The sequence below is a fragment of the Streptomyces sp. NPDC087263 genome, from assembly GCF_044744645.1.
Taxonomy (GTDB): Bacteria; Actinomycetota; Actinomycetes; order Streptomycetales; family Streptomycetaceae; genus Streptomyces.
The window spans coordinates 193582-208855 of the sequence record NZ_JBIUYT010000013.1 but is presented as its reverse complement, the minus strand read 5'-3'; the positions used below and the strand labels follow the sequence as shown (position 1 = coordinate 208855).

Annotated in this window: 15 protein-coding genes; 2 read left to right on the top strand and 13 right to left on the bottom strand. The window is 65.9% G+C overall.

Annotation, left to right across the window (positions count from 1 at the left end; translation table 11 throughout):
* Nucleotides 1–38 precede the first annotated feature (38 nt).
* From ACIPC1_RS35030 to ACIPC1_RS34970, 13 genes are all read right to left on the bottom strand, one after another.
* Entirely contained in the window at nucleotides 39–290 is a 252-nt protein-coding gene (locus ACIPC1_RS35030) for a hypothetical protein (RefSeq protein ID WP_365439153.1), read from the bottom strand.
* 49 nt (nucleotides 291–339) lie between these two features.
* Nucleotides 340–1269 carry a type II secretion system F family protein gene (locus tag ACIPC1_RS35025; RefSeq protein WP_384374329.1) on the bottom strand — a complete coding sequence of 310 codons (930 nt, stop codon included), beginning with the start codon at nucleotides 1267–1269 and terminating at the stop codon, nucleotides 340–342.
* The gene (locus ACIPC1_RS35020) at nucleotides 1266–2249 is read right to left on the bottom strand and encodes a type II secretion system F family protein (RefSeq protein ID WP_402524729.1); all 984 of its coding nucleotides are present in this window, start codon (nucleotides 2247–2249) and stop codon (nucleotides 1266–1268) included. Before ACIPC1_RS35020 ends, ACIPC1_RS35025 begins: the two co-directional genes overlap by 4 nt.
* A gap of 2 nt (nucleotides 2250–2251) precedes the next feature.
* Nucleotides 2252–3565 (bottom strand): CpaF family protein, encoded by a 1314-nt coding sequence (locus tag ACIPC1_RS35015; protein ID WP_384374332.1) that lies wholly within the window; start codon nucleotides 3563–3565, stop codon nucleotides 2252–2254.
* Nucleotides 3562–4425 carry a hypothetical protein gene (locus ACIPC1_RS35010; protein WP_384374335.1) on the bottom strand — a complete coding sequence of 288 codons (864 nt, stop codon included), beginning with the start codon at nucleotides 4423–4425 and terminating at the stop codon, nucleotides 3562–3564. The genes ACIPC1_RS35015 and ACIPC1_RS35010 overlap by 4 nt, the downstream gene beginning before the upstream one ends.
* A gap of 20 nt (nucleotides 4426–4445) precedes the next feature.
* Nucleotides 4446–5150, bottom strand: a complete 705-nt coding sequence (locus ACIPC1_RS35005) for a hypothetical protein (RefSeq protein ID WP_402524552.1) — start codon at nucleotides 5148–5150, stop codon at nucleotides 4446–4448.
* A 1140-nt stretch (nucleotides 5151–6290) separates the two neighbouring features.
* On the bottom strand, nucleotides 6291–6614 hold the full coding sequence (locus tag ACIPC1_RS35000; protein WP_402524549.1) for an SMI1/KNR4 family protein: 324 nt from the start codon (nucleotides 6612–6614) through the stop codon (nucleotides 6291–6293).
* 412 nt (nucleotides 6615–7026) lie between these two features.
* Complete coding sequence (locus tag ACIPC1_RS34995; RefSeq protein WP_402524547.1) at nucleotides 7027–7566, bottom strand: SMI1/KNR4 family protein; 540 nt, start codon at nucleotides 7564–7566, stop codon at nucleotides 7027–7029.
* A gap of 59 nt (nucleotides 7567–7625) precedes the next feature.
* Nucleotides 7626–8012 carry a hypothetical protein gene (locus ACIPC1_RS34990; protein WP_402524544.1) on the bottom strand — a complete coding sequence of 129 codons (387 nt, stop codon included), beginning with the start codon at nucleotides 8010–8012 and terminating at the stop codon, nucleotides 7626–7628.
* 212 nt (nucleotides 8013–8224) lie between these two features.
* A complete protein-coding gene (locus tag ACIPC1_RS34985) occupies nucleotides 8225–8590 on the bottom strand; it encodes an AHH domain-containing protein (RefSeq protein WP_402524541.1) in 366 nt (121 codons plus the stop codon).
* A gap of 280 nt (nucleotides 8591–8870) precedes the next feature.
* Nucleotides 8871–9083, bottom strand: a complete 213-nt coding sequence (locus ACIPC1_RS34980; RefSeq protein WP_402524539.1) for a bacteriocin immunity protein — start codon at nucleotides 9081–9083, stop codon at nucleotides 8871–8873.
* Between the two features lie 27 nt (nucleotides 9084–9110).
* Nucleotides 9111–13730, bottom strand: coding sequence for an RHS repeat-associated core domain-containing protein (locus tag ACIPC1_RS34975; protein WP_402524537.1), 4620 nt, complete (start codon nucleotides 13728–13730; stop codon nucleotides 9111–9113).
* A gap of 86 nt (nucleotides 13731–13816) precedes the next feature.
* Nucleotides 13817–14464 (bottom strand): hypothetical protein, encoded by a 648-nt coding sequence (locus ACIPC1_RS34970; RefSeq protein ID WP_402524535.1) that lies wholly within the window; start codon nucleotides 14462–14464, stop codon nucleotides 13817–13819.
* 129 nt (nucleotides 14465–14593) lie between these two features.
* Between ACIPC1_RS34970 and ACIPC1_RS34965 the strand changes: the two genes are divergently transcribed.
* Both ACIPC1_RS34965 and ACIPC1_RS34960 read left to right on the top strand, forming a co-directional pair.
* Nucleotides 14594–14920 carry a type II toxin-antitoxin system RelE/ParE family toxin gene (locus tag ACIPC1_RS34965; protein ID WP_402524532.1) on the top strand — a complete coding sequence of 109 codons (327 nt, stop codon included), beginning with the start codon at nucleotides 14594–14596 and terminating at the stop codon, nucleotides 14918–14920.
* The gene (locus ACIPC1_RS34960) at nucleotides 14920–15228 is read left to right on the top strand and encodes a helix-turn-helix domain-containing protein (protein WP_402524530.1); all 309 of its coding nucleotides are present in this window, start codon (nucleotides 14920–14922) and stop codon (nucleotides 15226–15228) included. Before ACIPC1_RS34965 ends, ACIPC1_RS34960 begins: the two co-directional genes overlap by 1 nt.
* Nucleotides 15229–15274 lie beyond the last annotated feature (46 nt).

The following is a 15274-nucleotide window of genomic DNA, read 5'->3' as shown; positions in this document are numbered from 1 at the left end:
GGGGGGCGGATGGACGGGTGGACGAGTGGCCTGCTGGATCAGCAGGTACCGCTCTGATTGGCGCCCGCGATGCAGTCCCCGACCTTGTTGGCGCCGTCGCTCAGCGCGGTGTTGATGATCGCGGCGACCACGCCGACGATCGCCACGACGACGGCGGAGATGATGACCCACTCCACCGCAGACGCACCCCGGTCGAGTTCGCCGGAGCGGGCACGCTGCACCCGGCCCTGGAGGAAGGTGATCAGGAAGTCCACCCCCGGGATCCCGGTGTTGAAGTTCCGTCCGTTCATGGTGAGTTGTCCTCTCTAGTTCAAACGGGTAACGGGTAGGGAATGGACGTCAGACCTGGAACACGCGCATCGCGGCCGGGAAGATCAGGAAGACCAGGAATCCGGCGCACAGCAGCAGTTGCGCGACGAGCATGGACTGCGACTTCTCGCCCGCGCTGCCCTCGATCTCGGAGAGTTCACGGTGCCGCATCGTCTCGGCGCGCGAGGCGAGCGAGTCCCGTACCTTCGCGCCGTCGTCCGCGACCAGGGCCAGCGAGGCGGACAGGTCCTTCAGCTCCTCGATGCCCAGTTCCTCGCCGAGCGAGCCGAGGGCCTGCCACTGGCTGACGCCGGTGATCCGGGCGTCGGCCAGCGCGCTGCGGATGCGCTGGGTCGCCCAGCCGTCGGAGATCTCGGCGGCCGCCATCAGCGCCTCGGGGAGACCCCGGCCACCGGCCAGGCTCATCGACACCAGGTCCAGATATGCGCCGATCACACGCCGCAGGTCACGCCGTTTGTCGGCCGCGTCCCGCCGTACCTCCAGATCCGGGAGGAAGAAGAAGACGACCGCGAAGAGCAGAGCCAGCCAGACCGGGATGATCGGGCTGCGGCTGAAGCCGATCGTCCAGACCACCGCGAACAGGAGCGGGCCGAAGAAGACACCCCCCGCGGCCAGCAGGACCTTCGTCGCCAGGAAGTTCTCCCAACTCCGGTCCAGGACGGCCAGGTCGGCGCGGAGCGAGCGCAGCTCCCAGCCCTGCTGCAGATAGAACTCGGAGACGCGGACGCCCACGCGGGCCCGTGCGTCACCCAGCCGTCCGGCATCCTTACTGGCGGCGCCGTGGTGCGCGGACTCGTACGCCGCGCCCCTCGCCCGCATCGCGTCGATCCGCGCGACCTGCGCGACCGCGCTCTGCTTGGACGGCATGAGGGCGCGTACGAGGGCGTAGACGCCCAGGCCCAGGACGGCACCGATCAGGATCGGCATGGTCAGGTTCATCGGCGTACCGCCTCATCCCCAGAAACCGGCGTGCGAGGACGTACGAACCGCACCGACGACTCGTCCCGCACCAGGAACCGTTCCGGCGTCTCGATCGTCGACAGCTTGCGCAGCCACCAGAAGCCGAGCGCGAACAGGCCGCAGACGCAGGCCAGTACGACCTGTCCGACGGCGGTGCCGTACGGCTCGACGAAGTCGCGGTTGAAGATGGACAGGCCGAGGACGAAGGCGATGGAGACCGCGACGACGATCTGTACCGAACGCCGGGTCGAGGAGCGCTGGGCCATCACCCGCTGCCGCATGTCGACCTCCTCGCGCGCCGACTTGGCCAGCGCGCCCAGGACTTGGCGCAGTCCCGGTCCGCGCAGCCGCGCGTTGAGGATGAGCGCGGCGACGATGATGTCGGCGGACGCGTCGTTGATCTCGTCGGCGAGGTGCTGCAGGCCCTCGGGGAGCGGGGTGCGGGAGCGCAGCCGGTCCACCAGCGCGTCGAGATGCGGTCGCAGTACGGGAGCGGCGGCGCGGGCGGAGGCGGGGATCGCCTGCTCCAGGCCGACCGCGCCCGCGATGGTGTCGCGCAGCGATTCGGTCCAGGAGGCGAGGGCCTCCACGCGGCGCATGGCGGCCTTCTCCTCCGAGGCGCCGCCGAAGAGCTTGTCCCAGAAGAAGACGAGGATCGCGGTCGCGATTCCGGCGACGGCCCAGCGGGTGAGCAGGAGGACGACGACCCCGGCGATGGCGGCGATCGAGCCGCGCTGCCCGACGAACCGGATCAGCTCGCCCGCCCGTTCACTCGCCTTCTGCTTCTCGTGTTCGGGCTTGACGGGCAGTCCGCGTACGGCGACGGCGAGCAGCGCGATTCCGCCGCCGACGGCGACTCCGCACACGAGCGCGAACAGGACGGACGTGGAGAAGATCCCGCCCATGGAACCGAGCGAGTCGAGCGCGGCGAGTGAAGTGCTGTGCGTGTCCTGGGTCATGGTCATCCCCAACTCCCGCTGCCCGGGAGCCGATAGCCCTGCTGGATCAGGTCGTCGAGGCACGCTATGGGCGCGTGCGGGACGATCCGGCCGTCCGGGGCCTCGGCGAACACCTCGCTGGACAGCACGCGTCCGTCGACACCGTTGACCTCGCGGACGGAGGTCACCATGCGCTGGAGGCGGCCGCCCGTCTCGTAGTCGTTGCGCCGCTGGATGAAGACGACGAAGTTCACCGCGCCCGCGATCAGCATCTGGCTGGCCTCGATCGGCAGCCCTTCCTTGGCCTGGAGGGCGTACGTGGAGATGCGGTTGAAGACCTCGCTGGAGCTGTTCGCGTGGATCGTGGACAGCGAACCGTCGTTGCCCTGCGACATCGCGTTGAGCATCGTGACGATCTCGTCGCCGAGTACCTCACCGACGATGACGCGGGAGGGGTTCATACGGAGCGAGCGGCGCACCAACTCGGCCATGGAAATGGTGCCCTGGCCTTCGGAGTTGGGCAGCCGCTCCTCGAAGGCCACGACGTTCGGGTGCAGTTCGGCGAAGGTGTCGAGGCCGAGTTCCAGGGCGCGTTCGACGGTGATGAGGCGCTCGTGCGGCGGGATCTCGTTGGCGAGAGCGCGCAGCAGCGTCGTCTTACCGGAGTTCGTGGCGCCCGCGATCATGATGTTCTTGCGCGCGCGGACGGCGCACGCGAGGAAGTGCGCGACCTCGGGCGAGATCGTCCCGTTGCCGACGAGGTCGGACACGAAGACCTTGCCCATCCGCGCACGACGGATGGAGAGTGCGGGCCGGCGCGTCACGTCCATGACGGCCGACAGTCGCGAACCGTCCGGAAGCCGCAGGTCGAGCTGGGGGTTGGCGGAGTCGAAGGGCCGGGAGGACAGACCCGAGTACGCGCCGAGGATCTGGATGAGCTCGATCAGCTCCTCGTCGCTCTCGGCGACGGAGTCGCCCTTGACCTCGCTGCCGTCCGCGTACCCGACGAAGACCTGGTCGTACCCGTTGATGTCGATGTTCTCGACCTCGGGGTTGTCCAGCAGCGGCTGCAGGCGGCCGACGCCGAAGAGCGCGGCGTGCACGGCGGCCGCGTACTGCTCCTCGGTCTCGGCGTCGAGAGGTGTCCGGCCGAGGTTGATCTCGGTTCGGGCGTAGTCCTCAAGTATCTGAGCGATGACGGCGCGCGCGTAGTGCCGTTCGTCCTCGTTGGACATCGGTGTGACGCCGCGGACCTGGTCCTCGCGGCGCTGCTCGGAGATCCGGTCACCGGCGTCCTGCCGGAACCGCTTGACCAGCTGGTGGTCGACCGCGGTCATCGGCCGGCTCCGGCGGCGGGCTGTCCGTGGGGTCCGGGAACCTGACCATGGGCGGGTACGGCCCAGGCGGCGCCGTATTGCTGGTACAGGTCCGAGGTGACCTTGCGGGCGGAGCGGATGAGCAGCGACTTGTCGAGCCGCCCGCGCTTGCGCCCGGCCAACTGGTCGGCGCCGGAGGGGTCGTCGGCGAGCGTGCCGACGACCCGCGCACCGGTCTGCGCCGCTACGAGCATGTTGTTGACCTGGTGGACGAGCTTGGCGGAGTCGCTCGGCTCGGCGATCAGGATGACCCCGATGAGCGGGTTGGCGAGGGTGGCCGCGCCGCGGCCGCCGCCGTGCAGCTTGGCGGAGAGGGCGGCGGCCCGGTCCCGGACACGGGCGATCGCCTCCGGCTCCGTGCGCGACAGCAGCAGTACGAGGGCCGCGTGCGGGAAGAGCTCGACGGCGGGGGTGTCTCCGCTGATCCGGCCGCAGTCGGCGATGACGTCGGCGGGCGCGTGCGGGGAGTCGGCAAGCTGCGCGAAGGCGCGGCCCAGGGTGGGCCACAGCCCGGCGAGCCCGGTGGCCTGCTCGGCGACACCGAGCCCGACGAGGACTTCGAGCCCGCCGCTCAACGGCTGCACGTGGTCCCAGAGTTGATCCGGTACGAGGCCGCGGCGGGCCGTCGCCGCTATCGACAGCATGCCGGTGTTCGGGTTGAGCGGACCGCCGTGCGCGGCAGCACTGCGGTACACGAGGTCACCGCCGGCGGGGTCCGTCTCGGCGAGCAGAACCCGGCGGGGCCAGACGGCCGACAGGGCTACCGCGGCGGTGGTGACGCCGGGGGAACCCTTGTCGGCGGCGAGGGCGATGAGCGCCATGTCTCTTTACTCACTCGCCTTTAGTTGCCGGGGACGAGAACGAGGGCGACTTCGCCGGCCGAGGAGGCCTGAGCGACAGCGGCCGCGTCGTCACTGTCCACGGTGAGCGTGACCGGGAGGCTGGTGCTGCTGATCGTGCTGTCCGTCGTCGTCTTGACGTAGCTGACCTTGGCCGAGTCGACGATCAACGTGTTGCCGGCACCCGCGGCGCCCGACGAGTTGCCACTGCCGCTGTCGTCGCTGACGCGGTACACGGCCACGGTGTCGCCCGACTTGATGCCCACGGGGTACTGGCCTTCCTTGAGCGCGAGGCCTACGGAGGCCTTGCCCTCGGGGATGGCCGGGGTCTCTTCGAACATCCGGCCGATGGCGAGGGTTCCCTCGTAGATCGGTGACTTGGCCTTGAGCTTCTGGAGCGTTTTGACCTGGGCCCACCTGATGTAGTTGACGCCGGTGTCGTCCGCGACCATCACGGACTTCACGTTGTCGCCCACGGAGTCCCCGGCCTGGATGTCGGCCGTCACCTGGACGACCTCAATCCGATCCCCCGCACGCAGCACCAGCATGGTCGCGCCCAGCGCACCCACGAGGATCAGCAGCACCGCGAGAGCGGCGAGCGCGGGTTTGCGCTCGCGAGGCGGCGCGGGAAGGCGCTCGCCCATCGCCGGGTGGACCGGCGCAGCGGAACGGTTGTTGCCCGCCCCCGTACGCTCTTGGATCTTCACGCAACCGCTCCCCGTACACCCAAGAAGATTTCGACCAATTACCGCGCCAACCGGGACACTCCACCCCGGTCCGCCCTTGCTCGGACGTACCGCCCGACCTGGCCGAACAGCCAGCGCGGAAGCGAGTCTCAAGCCATGGCACCGTATCAGCCGCGCATGAGCCCCTCAAGGCGCGCTGATGCTCGCGAACCCCACAGAGCCCGACGTTATACAGCTGCAATGAGGAGCGCGGGATGCCGTGTTGAGTACGGGGATCCGGGAGGCGAGGTTGCTGTGCAGCAGCGAATCGTCTGGCGTGCGGCCGCGGGGGTTTCGTTACGAGGTGTGCACGATGCCTGCACGAGGTACTCACGGACGGGTCGGCCAGGCGTAGTGATCTTTCAGCCACACGGGGGACGATGCCTGAAAGTCGGGGTCGCCTCACCTCCTCCGACCCCTTGCCTCGGCACACGGAGCAGAGCGGGGCATCGCGCGGGTGCCTCGTCCAACTCGCGCTGGAAGTCGCCTACTTCACGCTTGCGACGGCCGCCTGTTCATCCTCTTCAACGGCGGGGAAGGGGTCAGGGCCAGGTTCTGCACACGATAGAAGCGGTGCATCTCGGGTGCGAGGCCCACGACGACGTCGAAGTCGACCCGCCGGGTGGCTTGAAGCCATTGGCCACACCAAGGCAAGGGTTCCGGGCGAAGATCGTCTCCTCATGCCCTCGCGCGAGTCCAGCGTCGCGACGGCCAACACCTCGTCGTACGGGGCACACCCGCTCAACTGCAACAACCGCTGCCCGTCGGCCGAGAGAGCACCGGCAAACTCGAAGTGGCCCGGCACCGGCGTCCAGTGCCAGGCGTCGACCAGCCCTGCGAGCGGTTCCACATCACGGAAGGCGACTCACGACAGCGCGTATGTCCATGCACTACCCGTTGAATCCCAGCTGTCCAAGTAGTTCGCCGTAACCACCAGCAAGCCCTCCAGTCCCACAGGTTATGCCCGCCCACTTCCGCTCCCGCGGAGAAAATCGGAAGTGACACTTACCCCACTACCGATACCAGTCCCCTCCATCGCTTTCCAGTGAACGGCGCAGATAGTTCTCCAAGCTCGAGGAAACGAGATTTCGACTGTCCGTTTCGTGATCCCACACAAACACTTCACCGCGTTCCGGTGTTCGCTCGAAAGCGAATTGATCCCCCCCCGCCATTATCGCCGAAGAAGATCAGTGAATCGAATGGCATATACAGAGACCGATACTGATCATTTTCACGGAAAGAGAGATTATCGCTCAGGATGCGCTCCGCAGGCCAGATGACGCCTGTCCCGTACTTACCCTCCATACCGTTGCTCTCCAAAAGGAAAAGGTGGAGATCTTGAGGGAGCCTCTGCCCGAGTGCCACCTCGATCCGGTCGAGCACACCAGGCTCCACCGGAAACTGCGGAGCTGCGGATGTGAATTCATTGACAATCTCACGCCACATGATATTGTCCTGCCTTTCTGGATTCTCCTCACGAATACCTCCTCCTCGGATCCCACGATCCGATCTTCAAGAGATGTCCACAGAAGAGGGCAAGCTCCAAGTTCCGTGTCGCCCTGGACCATCGACGACAATAACGGCATGGACCGGGTGGGGCGGATCGGTAAGGGGCTCGGCGAGAGTTGGTCTGCGCTGGCCAGGGAGATATTGCGCGGCCAGACCGCCGCCGAGGACGCGAAATGCCCCCACTGTGGCGCCAGGCGGTGACTTGTCGGGAGGCCGACCGTCCGGATAGTCCGACCGGATACGCGGAAGCCCAGTGCGAGGTGTGCGGTGAGGGGATCTACGTGGTGCGCGTTCCAGGCGTGGAGGGCTATCCGCCTCCCTCACGACACCCACGCGACCGGGGGGAGGATCAGCGCCGCCTCGCGCCGGGAGACGGATAACCTTCGAATACAGGCTCGGCCCTGACGAAGTCGTTCGGGAAGACATCCACTCGGTGCGCCCCCGACAACACGGCCACCAGGAAATCGACAATACCGCCATCGAAATGCGGCCACTTCATGTTGCGCGCACCATTCGCCACGACTGTCCAAGAATTGGGTGCGTCCTCCGGTCGCGTCACCCAGTAGACAATGTCACCATTGTCCGTCTTGCCGACAGGCAGCAACTCATTGGTCTCGTAGGGGATATTTCCTCCGCTTTCCCGGAGGTCATCAAGGATCTCTGCGGCTCGGTCAGCGGATTCCACGAGGCGCGTCGGATAAAACGGCGAGCTGGGCTGCAAGATGTAGAGAAATTCGTTGAATGAGCCCGGTCCATATCGTTCGACGAGCCACTTGTAGTCATCGGGCAGCACCACGCCCAGGGCGTCTTCGATCTGGGGCCAGTCGACATCCACTTCGACGTCGTCGATAGGCGGCATCAGCCGCAGGAGGTCGTCTTGCGCGGTCACGGCGTCCCCATTTCTCCGAAGCCGAACATCCATCAAAGATCGCATGCCATGAACAGACTTCAGAAGCCCCAGAGATTGGGATGCGGCGTGAGGGACGGATCCTCCGACCAGACCAGGCGGGCCTCGATGTCGTCGCCGAGCAGTTCGGCCAGGCAGTCGACCGCCCAGCCGTTCCAGTAGACGCCCCCGCAGTACTGCGGTACTCGGAACGCGGGTAGCTCGGCGGGGAGCGCGTCTGGGAAGAAGACCGCCTTGGTGATCTCGCCGGTCGTCTTCTTCGGTTTGGACGAGCGCCGCGTATCCAGGCAGTCGACGATCCGCTCTACGAGATAGACGAAGTAGTCGTCGGATTCGGAGGATTCGTTGCCGTCGATGACGAACGGCACAAGACGTCCCGCCGCCGACAGTTCGTCCGCCAGCGCATCGGCAACGCTTCGGCCGAGCACGGGAGCGCCCGGACATCCGCACGGGAACTCACCCTTCCGCCACCGAGAATTTCCATCCCAGGAACCGCTGAAGGACGTCGGGAGATCCGACTCTGATCCGCTGATCTGCCAACGGATGAGTTTCCTGAGGGAGCTGCCGAGAAGCAGGGTACGGAACTCACCCATGCGCGGCAACAATCGATAGACAGAAAGGTTCTGTTGTGGATTTTCAGTCAATACGGTGCCGTCCAGACTGCAGTCGGTGAAGGGACCCCGGTCGAAACTTCACCCTCGACCTCTCGTCCGATACCCCGCAACTCCCGTCGGAGCTCGGTGCGGAGGGCGCGTGCACCGAAGCCGCGGGCCGTCCTGTCCTCCACAACCTGCTCCAGACGCTGGTTGACTCGTTGCAGGAAGGGCTCGCGGTGGGTGAAGTTGTGCGGGCTCGGGTGCCCCAGAGGTATGCCGTTCGCCGCGTCGTTGACATCGACTCCATACCTTTCGCGAGGGAGCATCTCCGCGTACCTGGCCTCCGCTTCGGCGAGGCTCTCGCGCCGGAGAACTCGCAGGCGTACGCCGGGAAAGACGATGTAGGTCACGGCCGTGAGTTGCGGGTTCTGCGCCTTGTGATGCCCGTGCACCTCCGGAACGGCGTTGGTTCGTCTGCAGGAGACGCTTCCCGTCAACAGGTCAGGGCTCCTGCGAAGTGCAGCACGGGGTTGAGACTCCACTGCCAGGCCTGCTCCAGATCGCCAAGAGGTGCCACGGTGCGGAATCCGGCGATGGTGGACGGAAGATCCATGCTTCCTTCCCGAGATTGCCCCGGATGTCAGAGCGGGAGCAGTTCGGGCTAGTTGCCTGGTTCTGCGGAAGGCAAGTTCATAGTTCAACGGGGCGATAGGCCAGAGCCTGGTCCACTACTTCCTCTGCCGTGAGCTCGGGATCTGAGTAATAGATCAAGTCGGTTACCCGCGGATGCAGGACACTGTTCTTCAGTTCCTCCACGAGTGCGTCTTCCTCATCTTCCGGGAGAGTCGCGTCAATGAGCTGCTGCACCATTTGAATGAGCTCATCACGGGTCTTCGAGATCATGTAGCACATCCTCTCAACTTGATCCTGCTAACTGCCATAGTGATAGCCACCGTCAAGGATCTCTTTATGGTAGCGCGGTGTCACGACCACGAGGTTGTCAAGGTCGTACACACCTCCACCACGCCCGATTGGTTGTACGTGGTGCAGTACGTAACGCCCTTGACCTGGGATCGCCTGATTGGCGGCGACGAACGGGGCCTTGCCTTCGGCCATCGCTGTCTGTCCGGACTTCTTGAACTGTCCTGCCAGTTCCGGATGCTTCGAGACTTCTTCCCAGAACGCCGCTCTGAAGTGGTCGAAGCTCTTGAACTCCTGCCCTTGCAGGCCTCGAGCCACTTGTCCGGGGATCCGCCCAGCATTTCCCTCGCTTCCTCTGAGCCATTTTCCGCTGACATCCGCGAGCCTGTCGCCTCCTGTGACCATGCCGGGGGAGTTTCGAAGCTGGGTCGCGCTCTTCCTGGCTGCGATCTCGCACGGTGTCAGGCCAAGAGGGTCGCCCCATGTGTGAGGGTTGTCCACATACCCCGAGGGGTTGGGGGCGGGTTCGAGCCCGAGGGGGTCCTGGGTGAGGTAGCGGGCGGTTTCGGGGTCGTAGTGGCGAAAGTAGTTGTAGTGCAGCCCCGTTTCGGGGTCGTAGTACTGGCCTGGAAAGCGCAGTGGCGTATATGCGGTGCTGTTTGCCGCCCATGCGGTGGCACCCCAGAGGGTGCTGCGTGCACGCCAGGCAATGTCGCCGGTTTCGCCGATGAGTTCGGTCGGAGTGCCGACGAGGTCTGTGACGATGGCGAAGAAGCGGGAATCGATCTCGTGCCGAGGTGCGTCGGCGGCCGACACCCGCTCCGTCTGCGCGATGGGCGCCAAACCCTGGTGGTCCCACGTGAGGGTGACCGCGTTCGGGAACGACGTAGCCGTGGTCGTCTGTTCGCAGAGAACCGTGCCGTCCCAGGTGAAGTCGACCCGCTCCACCACAGTGACTCCGTCGGCGGCCAGGCGCAGCTTTGCTGTGCGACGGCCCAGAGGGTCGTAGGTGTACCGCCAGCACGTACCGTCGGGAGTGGAGACCGAGGTGAGTCGATCGTCCGCGTCCCAGGCGTAGTGCCAGGTGTCGGGCTTGCGGGACGAACGAGCCTTCTGCCGCAGGATGATGCGACCGAGGTCATCGTGTTCGTAGCGGACACGCCCAGCCCGTGTGATGCGGGTGCCGGTGTAGGCGCGAGGCCCGGTGGCTTCGTGACCGGGATGGGTGCGAGGCCAGTCGGACCGGGTCTGGTTGCCTGCGGCGTCGTAGGCATAGCTCTCGGTCCAGTTCGCCGCCTGTACGGCGACGACTCGGCCCACCGCGTCCAGATCGAAGCGGCGGCTTTCGTCGAACGGGCCATCGATGCCCGTCAGATTGCCGTCGGCCCGGTAGGTGAAGGACCGGTCGAGGACGGATCGGCCCGCGTTGCCGGTGACCGACTGTCTGGCGAGGCGCCCGCCTTCATCAAACGCTTGGGACAAGGCCATGTTGGCACCGATGTGACGAGTCACCTCCCGGCCCGCCTGGTCGCGCTCGAAGTCGATGGCGCGGTCGGAAGCGGTGAGCCGGGCCAGCTGCCCCACCTCGTCGTAGGTCCAACTGCTCATCGCGCCCGAGGGAGTGGTACGCCCCACACGCTGCCCTGCCATGTCGTACGCATGAATCAGGGTGCGCCCATTGACCGTCTCGGAGAGAAGACGGCCGGCTCTGTCCCGCTCAAGGGTGAGCGAAGAGTCCGGGCCGGTGGCTTGCGTGAGGTTGCCGAGAAGATCGTAGGCGCAGGTGGTGATCGCCCCACAGGAGTCCTTGCGAACCAACTGGCCGAGAACGTCGTACGCGAAGGTGATCGTCTGACCAAGGACGTCGGTGCGGGATATGAGGCGCGCCGCTGCGTCGTGGGCGTAGGTGAGGGCGCGGCCATCGAAGTCGGTCTCGGACACCAGGCGGCCGGCAGCGTCGTAGTCGTACCTCCAGGTCATGCCCAGAGGATTCGTGACTTGGACGAGACGCAGCGACGCGTCGTAGGAGAACTCGTAGCGGGCTCCGTCCGGGTCGGTGCGGGCCGCGAGCAGATCGAAATGGGTGTATTCGGAACAGGTTGTCTGGCTCAACTGATCAGTGTGGCTTGTGCAGTTACCCTCGCCGTCGTAGCTCCAGCCCTCCACGGCACCGTCGGGCGTGATGCGGCGGAGAAGTTGCCCCTCCGTCGACCAGTCCAGTCGGGTGGTGCGCCCCAGTTCATTCGTGAGGGCGACGGGGTGGCCGAACGCGTCACGTTGCCAGGTGGTGGTGCCCAATGGATCGGTGACCTCGACAGGTAGGCCCGCGCGATTGCAACGCACGGTAGTGGTGCGGCCCAAAGCATCGGTGACAGTGAGTGGATGGCCTTCCGATGTGTATGTGCTGTGAGAGCTGCCTCCGGCCGGATTTGTGAGGGACACGCAGTTGCCGCGTTCGTCATATCCATAACGCCACGAGGCGCCGTCCGGCAGGTGGATGCGGGTGGTGAGATGGAGGTCGTTGTACTCATAGCGGACCACTGCACCGTCGGGCCCGGTCATCTCTACGGGTCGGCCATGTTCGTCGTTGCTGATGCGCGTGGTGTGGCCGAGCTCGTTCGACGTAGAGGTGATGTGCTGGTCTGCGTCGTAGGCGGTACGCACCGTGCCACCCAGCGGGTCGATCTCGGCGACAACGAGACAGCGGTCGTCGACGACGAGACGGGTGGTAGCGCCCTCCGCAGTGGTGACCTCGGTGATGCGGCGGTCGGGCCAGGCAGGGTCAGTCTGATCGTAGGTGAAGGTGTTGGCCAGGTGCCCCGCTTCACCACCCTGAGAGACGCATCGGTCCCGCTCGTCGTACGTGTACGCGTAGCGGTGGCGGTTGGTGTCCTCCCACGACGCGATGCGCAGTTGCTGGTCGTAGGTGAACTTGGTCGGCAGACCTGACGAGTTGGTGACGGTGGCGAGATTTCCGTCGGCATACCCGTACTGCTTGATCCTGACGTCCAGGCCGTCTTCACCCGCTTCGGCCAGGTGCAGAGTGGTGACGCGTCCGTCATCGACAGTGAACCGGAGGTGATAGCCGCCGGAGTGGCGGATGGCTTGAGGGGTGCCCTCGTGGTCGAAATCGAAGTCGATGGTGTTGTGGTTCCGGTCTGCTATTCGCTCCAAGAGCGCCACACCGTCGGCCGGAGTGGCGAAACGGCGGCTGAGGCCCGTGAGCGGCTCGGTGACAAGGTAGCCGCCGGTGTCCGTACGGGTCAGCAACCAGCGTGGACCACTCTCCGGAAGCACCGGTGCCGCCGACTCTTCGGGGTGCGGATACGCCAGTAGCATGCCGTCATCCGTGACGAATACGACACCGTCTTCGTCGATCTCGAGGCGCTGGTCGACGGTGGAGGCCCAGGTGGGGCCGAACCACCGACCCGCGCGGTAGCCCGTGGAAACCCGGCGCGTGAAGTCGAAAGACAGGGTCCCTGGCAACGCGACGTCGGTCTGCGTCAAGTACATCCACCCGGTAGCCGGATCAACCGGGTCACCGCACCCCTTGAACAGACTCTTCAGCCTGTTGTACGCACCCTTCGTACCCTCCGCCAGCATGCCGCGGCCGGACTTCAGGCCTCGCAGGCCTGCGGCCATCCCTTTCAGGCCGCCCCTGAGGCCTTTGAGTCCCTTGGCGAGTCCGCCGAGTGTGGTCAGGCCCTTCATGCCGGGTATGCAGTCCAGCGCCGCGAATGCGACATCCCACAGGGACGCCTGGCCCTTCGCGTATTTGTTGAGGGTGTCGGCGAGCACGACGAGGGCCGCGATCAGCACAATCGCACCGAGGATCGGCCCCCCGATGATCATCGCGATGATTCCGACGACCGCCACGACGACCTTGCAGACCGTGACGATGGTGTCCCAGTTGTCGGAGAACCAGTCCCCGACCTCCTCCCACCACTTCCGGTTACGGATCCCCGCATCCGACGCCTCATCGATCTTGGTCTTCGCCTCGCGCGCGGCCTCCTCGCGCATGGTGCGCGCGTCCTCGGCCATCTTCTTCGCCGCGTCCAGCGCGTTCTGCGCCGAGCTCACGTCCGACTGGGCCGACGTCTGAGCCGACTTCGCGTGCTGCGCATCCCTCGTCGCGGCGCGGACCTTCGCCTCGTCCGGCTTCTCCGCACTCTTACTGCCGGTCGGATCGTCCTTGTACTTGTCCGCTTCCTTGCCGGCTTTCGTCACCCACGAATCGGCTGTTGTGAGGCGGGACTTGGCGGAGGTGAGGTCAGTCTGGGCGGCGCGGCCGTCGGCCAGCGCCCTGTCGGCCAGGGCCTGGGCGCGTTCCAGCTTCGGCCAGTACGCCGCCAGCGCGTCGCCTGCCATGTCATACGACGTCTTCAGCTTCTTCAGCTGCTTCGGCACACCCGAAAACTGATCCTGGAAGGCTTTGGCCGACTTCCCCGCCCACTCCAGGACCGCTTCCTCGTCCGCCATCCCCTTGATCAGACGCAGCCCGTCCCCGACATCGTCCGCGAAGTCCTGGAGATTCTTCGATAGTTGGCGCACCCGGTCCGGGTCGCCCGGGGTCGGGTCCTTGTCCAGGTCCAGGACATGCCAGTCCCTCGGCCGATTCACCACGTTCATCCCCCGTGACTGCAAGCACGTCAGCAACATCCGTACACATGAGCGAAGTTACTGGATTTGCCCGAGCCACCGAAAGACGGCGGCGCCTACTCCGCGAACCGGAACGTCGAAGTGATCGCGTCGAAGATGTCGAAGAAGGAGTCCGCGAGGTCGAGGACCTGGCTGCTCCCGGCGACGAGGGCGACCTTGCCCTCCTGTCCCGGCACGGGCACGAAGGTTTGCATGAGCACGGCGCGAATGGTGCGATTCAGTGCGTCGTCGGGTACGGCGATGTCCTCGATGCCGTACGTGCGCGCGGCCGGACCCACACCGGGGATGTCGACCGTCGTCACCTTGCGCCAGGCGTCCCCCTCCTTCTTGGCCTCGCGCGTGGAGAGTTGGCCGGCCATGGTCTGGGGGTCGGTGGAGAGCGGCTCCCCGGTCGCGGAGCGGCCGCCGACGATCGAGACGGTGACCGAGCCGGTGATCGGGGTGTCACCGCCGAAGGCCTCCGCCATGCAACCGCAGTACAGCGCACCGGACTTCCAGGCATCGGCCGCCGCCTTCTGTAGGAACGCGGCATACGTGTCGCGGTACTTGGCCAGCTCCGGCCGCTGCCGAATCCGCTCGTCGACCATCCGCCGTATCGAGTCGTCACGCGACTCGGGCCGCACGTCGAACTCCCACCACGACTCCGGCACCTTGATCCGAAACCCGCCGCGCTCGATGGTGAGCGTCTCCATGTACCGGGCCATTGGTGTGCCCCCCGTTCCTCTGCACCTGCGCAAGCCTGCTCACCGCACGCCTGCTCACCTGTTCGACTCGGGCCAGCCTACGAGGTACCGGGATCGGGGCCTGGCGCGGGCGCCGTAGCCACTGCGCCAGTGGAAAACCAGGGAAAACTCTCGCATTTTCCCGACCACCGGGCCGTCGAACGCTTTGCCGACCGACTCTCAGCCGAGGGCCCGGCGTTGCCCTTTCCCCTGGCCAGTCATCTGGGCGACGGTCTGCGGGAGTTGCGTATCGGTGCGATCCGGGTGACGTACTGGCTGGCACCTGGAAGGAGGGCGGTTCTACTCACCGTGTTCCGCAAGACGCGGATGCGCGAGACCGACGAGGTCCTGAAGGCACATCGGGCTCGGAAGCGGTGCGAGGCCGAGCACCCTCCAGCCGGTGAGCACGACGTCTACAGTAGAAACGAGGAGGCCTGATGAGCAGCGGATACCACACCAGCTGGAAGGTCCCGCCCGAGCACCGCGAAGACCCGGAGTACCGCGCCGCGGGGCGACGGATGGACTTCGCCCAGGCGGTCTACGACCGACGTTCCGTCCTGGGCTGGAGTATGGCTGAGCTGGCTCGACGGGCCGATATGTCCGAGGAGGACATCGAGTCCATCGAGGAGAGCGGCGTCGATCCGACTCTTGAGTTGATCGAGCGACTTGCCACCGCCCTTGAATCGGGGGCACGGATCGACCCGCGTACGATCCCCGAGTTCCGCTTCGAGGACCACGCGGCCTGAGATCCCGGTCGCGAGGACCGAGTACGAGCTAACCGGTCGCACGCCC

Coding starts and splice junctions, on each gene's coding strand:
- ACIPC1_RS35030 (WP_365439153.1), bottom strand. CDS start 290: ATGAACGGACGGAACTTCAACACCGGGATCCCGGGGGTGGACTTCCTG.
- ACIPC1_RS35025 (WP_384374329.1), bottom strand. CDS start 1,269: ATGAACCTGACCATGCCGATCCTGATCGGTGCCGTCCTGGGCCTGGGC.
- ACIPC1_RS35020 (WP_402524729.1), bottom strand. CDS start 2,249: ATGACCCAGGACACGCACAGCACTTCACTCGCCGCGCTCGACTCGCTC.
- ACIPC1_RS35015 (WP_384374332.1), bottom strand. CDS start 3,565: ATGACCGCGGTCGACCACCAGCTGGTCAAGCGGTTCCGGCAGGACGCC.
- ACIPC1_RS35010 (WP_384374335.1), bottom strand. CDS start 4,425: ATGGCGCTCATCGCCCTCGCCGCCGACAAGGGTTCCCCCGGCGTCACC.
- ACIPC1_RS35000 (WP_402524549.1), bottom strand. CDS start 6,614: ATGTGGCGTGAGATTGTCAATGAATTCACATCCGCAGCTCCGCAGTTT.
- ACIPC1_RS34980 (WP_402524539.1), bottom strand. CDS start 9,083: ATGATCTCGAAGACCCGTGATGAGCTCATTCAAATGGTGCAGCAGCTC.
- ACIPC1_RS34975 (WP_402524537.1), bottom strand. CDS start 13,730: ATGAACGTGGTGAATCGGCCGAGGGACTGGCATGTCCTGGACCTGGAC.
- ACIPC1_RS34970 (WP_402524535.1), bottom strand. CDS start 14,464: ATGGCCCGGTACATGGAGACGCTCACCATCGAGCGCGGCGGGTTTCGG.
- ACIPC1_RS34960 (WP_402524530.1), top strand. CDS start 14,920: ATGAGCAGCGGATACCACACCAGCTGGAAGGTCCCGCCCGAGCACCGC.